6 protein-coding genes are annotated in these 4,562 nt (G+C 33.1%); all 6 read left to right on the plus strand.

Annotated elements, in window-relative coordinates; all coding sequences use genetic code 11:
• Positions 1 to 383 (plus strand): chorismate synthase (locus tag NE054_RS07060; RefSeq protein WP_297890127.1); only part of this gene is annotated, 383 nt, incomplete at its 5' end.
• 21 nt (positions 384 to 404) lie between these two features.
• Positions 405 to 1,718, plus strand: coding sequence for a nucleotide sugar dehydrogenase (locus NE054_RS07065; protein WP_297890129.1), 1,314 nt, complete (start codon positions 405 to 407; stop codon positions 1,716 to 1,718).
• A gap of 2 nt (positions 1,719 to 1,720) precedes the next feature.
• Positions 1,721 to 2,683 (plus strand): Gfo/Idh/MocA family oxidoreductase, encoded by a 963-nt coding sequence (locus tag NE054_RS07070; RefSeq protein ID WP_297890131.1) that lies wholly within the window; start codon positions 1,721 to 1,723, stop codon positions 2,681 to 2,683.
• Positions 2,673 to 3,296, plus strand: a complete 624-nt coding sequence (locus NE054_RS07075) for an acyltransferase (protein ID WP_297890133.1) — start codon at positions 2,673 to 2,675, stop codon at positions 3,294 to 3,296. Before NE054_RS07070 ends, NE054_RS07075 begins: the two co-directional genes overlap by 11 nt.
• A complete protein-coding gene (locus NE054_RS07080; protein ID WP_297890135.1) occupies positions 3,293 to 3,508 on the plus strand; it encodes a hypothetical protein in 216 nt (71 codons plus the stop codon). Before NE054_RS07075 ends, NE054_RS07080 begins: the two co-directional genes overlap by 4 nt.
• A partial coding sequence (locus NE054_RS07085; RefSeq protein ID WP_297890137.1) for an aminotransferase class V-fold PLP-dependent enzyme occupies positions 3,480 to 4,562 on the plus strand: 1,083 nt, incomplete at its 3' end. The genes NE054_RS07080 and NE054_RS07085, both read left to right, overlap by 29 nt.

Here is a 4,562-nt window from a genome sequence, read left to right on the forward strand (position 1 = left end):
TTGCAAGCAAAACCGGATACAATGCCCACGATGATATATTTTGGGATAAAGATAAAGGATTTTACAGAAAAACAAACAGAGCCGGCGGACTTGAAGGTGGAATGACCAACGGGGAACCGATACTGGTAAGAGCAGCTATGAAACCAATACCTACACTTATGAGACAAAAATCTCTTAAATCTGTAAACATCAAAACAAAAGAACCTTTCGATGCAGCCAAAGAAAGGTCTGACATTACAGCTGTTCCGGCTGCAGCAGTAGTAGCTGAAAGTATGTTAGCCTTTGTCTTGGCAAAAGAGATTTTAGAAAAATTTGGCAACGACAACTGGATAGAAATAAAAGATAGAATAGAAAAGTATAGAGAATATGTAAAAAACTTTTAAGTAAAATAAAGTTGGGGAAAAATGGATTTAAACGATTTTAAAAAAGGGAAAAAAGAAAAAATAGCAGTAATAGGACTTGGGTATGTAGGATTACCTTTGGCGGTGCTTTTTGATACAAAGTATAACGTAATAGGATACGATATAAATCCTCAAAGAATTAAAGAACTCAAAGAAGGTTACGACAGAACAAAAGAAGTAGAAACGGAAAAACTTAAAAACTGCCAGATAGAATTCACAGACAACCCACAAAAAATCAAAGAGGCAAAAGTTATAATAATAACAGTCCCTACTCCCATAGACCAACACAACATTCCGGACTTAAAACCAATAATATCAGCTACAAAAACAGTAGGAAAAAATATCCAAAAAGGCTCAATAGTAGTTTACGAATCAACAGTTTATCCGGGACTTACAGAAGAAGAGTGTGTCCCAATATTAGAACAAGAAAGTGGATTAAAATGGAAACAAGACTTTAACGTAGGCTATTCACCAGAAAGAGTAAACCCAGGAGATAAACAACACACAATAGACAAAATAAAAAAAGTAGTGGCAGGAGATACTCCGGAAATTACGGAATTTTTAGCAAGGTTGTACTCAGAGGTGATAACAGCCGGAATCCATAAAGCACCAAATATAAAAACAGCGGAAGCAGCAAAAGTGATAGAAAACACCCAAAGAGATCTAAACATAGCACTAATGAACGAACTTTCAATAATATTCAACAAAATGGGAATAGACACAAAAGAAGTGTTAGAAGCAGCATCAACAAAATGGAACTTTTTAAGATTTGAACCAGGATTAGTAGGAGGACACTGTATAGGGGTAGACCCATACTATCTAACATTCAAAGCACAAGCTATAGGGTACCATCCGGAAGTAATACTAGCCGGAAGGAGAATAAACGATTACATGGGAAAATACGTAGCAGAGAACACGGTAAAAAAACTAATAAAAGCCGGAAAACCAGTAAAAGACAGTAAAGTACTGATATTAGGATTAACATTCAAAGAAAATATATCGGATATAAGAAACACGAAAGTGATAGACATATACAACGAACTGTTAGAGTACGGAGTAAAAGTATATATTCACGACCCTTTTGCATATCCAGATGAAGTGAAACACGAGTATGGAATAGAAATGATAAAAGATATACAGCAAAACAAACCTTATGACGCTATAATAGTAGCGGTAAAACACAGACCATTTATAGAAGAAATGGACTTTAAAGAGTACAAAAACCTAATGGCAGAGCATCCTATACTTATAGATGTAAAAGGGATTTATGATAAAGAAAAAGCTCAAAAAGAAGGATTTACCTATTGGAGGTTATAAATATGAAAAGATTTGCTTTAATCGGAGCTGGCGGTTACATAGCACCAAGACATATGAAAGCTATAAAGGATACTGGAAATATACTCGTTGCAGCAATGGATAAATGTGATAGTGTTGGAATTATAGATAGCTATTTTCCAAATGCAGATTTTTTTACAGAATTTGAAAGATTCGACAGACACATAGATAAGCTAAGAAGGAAAGGTGAAAAGGTAGATTATATTTCAATATGTTCACCAAATTACTTACACGATGCCCACATAAGGTTTGCTTTAAGAAATGATGCAGACGCAATTTGTGAGAAACCTCTTGTTTTAAACCCTTGGAACATAGATGCTTTATCAGAAATAGAGAAAGAAACTGGGAAGAAGGTTTATAACATTTTACAACTTAGAGTTCACAAATCTATCATAGATTTAAAAGAAAAGATAGAAAAAGAGTATAAGACTAAAACCAAAAAATACGAAGTAGATTTATCTTATATAACATCACGAGGTAAATGGTATTTTGTTTCTTGGAAAGGAGATATATCTAAATCCGGTGGTGTAGCAACCAATATAGGTATTCATTTTTTTGACATGTTGATATGGATATTTGGAGAGGTAAAACATACAGAAGTTCACTATTCTGAACCTTTAAAAAAAATGTGTGGATACATTGAGCTTGAAAAAGCACACGTAAGATGGTTTTTATCCGTCGATTACAACGATCTTCCAGAAGAGATAAAGCAAAAAGGACAAAGAACTTATAGGTCTATAACTTTTGATGGTGAGGAAATAGAATTTTCAGAAGGATTTACCGACCTTCATACGGTAGTTTATCAGGATATACTAAATGGTGGAGGCTTTGGACTGGAAGAGGCAAGACCATCTATAGAGCTTGTTTATCAAATAAGAAACTTAAATCCAGTTGGATTCAATGAAAGGACTCATCCTTTAGCTGTGGAGAAACTGTATGAAAGATAACTTTTTTGTTCATGAGTCATCTTACATAGACGAAAATGTAGAGATAGGAAAAGGAACGAAGATTTGGCATTTTAGTCACATACTACAAAATACAAAAATTGGGGAAAACTGTATAATCGGGCAAAACTGTATGATAGGACCAGACGTTAAGATAGGAAAAGGCTGTAAAATACAAAATAATGTTTCAATATACAAAGGTGTTGAACTTGAAGATTACGTTTTTTGTGGACCTTCTATGGTTTTTACAAACGTACTAACTCCAAGAGCATTTGTAGAAAGGAAACATGAATTTAAAAAAACTTTGGTAAAGACCGGTGCAACCATAGGAGCAAACGCTACCATAGTGTGTGGCAACACAATTGGCAAATATGCGATGATAGGAGCAGGAGCAGTGGTGGTTAGTGATGTGGAAGACTATGGTTTATACATAGGTGTTCCTGCGAGAAAAGTTGGATGGGTTTGTAAGTGTGGATTTGTATTAGTTCATAAAAACAAAATAAAAGGAAATATAGATAGCAAAAAAGATGATAAAACCTTAATCTCTTGTAAAAATTGTGGTAGTACTTATATACTGGAAAAAGAAAGTTTCTATCCATTGGAGGAAAAATTATGAGAGTAAAAGCTAAGAGAACTCAAGATGGATTTTTAATACCTTTGATAGATGAATATAGAGATAAAGATGAAATAGAAGTTGAAATAGTAGATGAATTTTCAACAGATTTTTTAATCTTTTTAAAAGAATTGTATGAAGGGAAAGAAAATATTTTCAAAAATTCTGATGATGAGGTTTTATCTGATGAGCTTAAACATAAATACGGACTTTAAAATAATATGGGATAATAATATCCTATTGGATTTGTTTCTTCTAAGGACCAAAGATAACCCTTATATAATTTATATAGAAAACTTTTTTGTAAAGAATAAAGTTCCGATTTATATCTCATCCTCACAACTTCCTAATGTTAAATATGTTTTAAATGGACATCTAAAACGTAACGGTATCAATGTTAACCCAAATAAAATTCTTCAAAAGTTTGTAGAAACTCATAATGTAAGGATATTAAAAACACCTTCGTATATTGATATGGATTTGTGGTATTCCAATGAAGATGTTGAAGATGAGCTAATAAAACTCTCCGCTGAAACTTTTGATGCTTATGTAATGACAAGAGATAGCAATTTTCTTAAGAAACTAGGAGAAAGAGGCATTAGTCCGGAAAAATTCATAAATATTATTTCAACGAAAAGAAAAGATAAAATTACAATGCTTGATTTAACATCAGAAACCCTGTACCAATATCCTAAAATTGAAAAAAACATAGATAAAGTAATCAAAAAATCTAACTTTATTTTTGGAGAGGAAATAAAACAACTGGAAGAAAAAATCGCAAATTTTATAGGAACTAAACATGCAATTGGTGTATCATCCGGAACAGAAGCTCTTATTTTGAGTTTTAGAGCGTTAGCGTTAAAACTAAAAAAACAAGAATACTGGTCTAAGGAAGATTTGATAATAACTACTCCTTTTACATTTACTGCTACAGGAGACACTATTTTAAGAAGTGGTGCAACACCTTTGTTTATCGATATAGATTTAGATACTTATACGATAGACACTCAACTGATAAAAAAAGCTATTGAAAAGTACGGTAGCAGAGTAAAAGGGATAGTTCCTGTTCATCTGTACGGACATCCTTGTAATATGGATGATATCATGGAAATAGCAAAGGAGTACAACATTTTTGTTGTTGAAGATTGTGCACAAAGTTTTGGTGCAAAATGGGATGGCAAGATGACAGGGTCTTTTGGTGATGTGGGATGTTTTAGCTTTTTTCCATCTAAGAATTTAGGTGGATTTGGCGACGGTGGAATGATAACG

This window comes from Sulfurihydrogenibium sp. (genome assembly GCF_027448985.1).
Classification (GTDB): domain Bacteria; phylum Aquificota; class Aquificia; order Aquificales; family Hydrogenothermaceae; genus Sulfurihydrogenibium.

Coding starts and splice junctions, on each gene's coding strand:
- NE054_RS07065 (WP_297890129.1), top strand. CDS start 405: ATGGATTTAAACGATTTTAAAAAAGGGAAAAAAGAAAAAATAGCAGTA.
- NE054_RS07070 (WP_297890131.1), top strand. CDS start 1,721: ATGAAAAGATTTGCTTTAATCGGAGCTGGCGGTTACATAGCACCAAGA.
- NE054_RS07075 (WP_297890133.1), top strand. CDS start 2,673: ATGAAAGATAACTTTTTTGTTCATGAGTCATCTTACATAGACGAAAAT.
- NE054_RS07080 (WP_297890135.1), top strand. CDS start 3,293: ATGAGAGTAAAAGCTAAGAGAACTCAAGATGGATTTTTAATACCTTTG.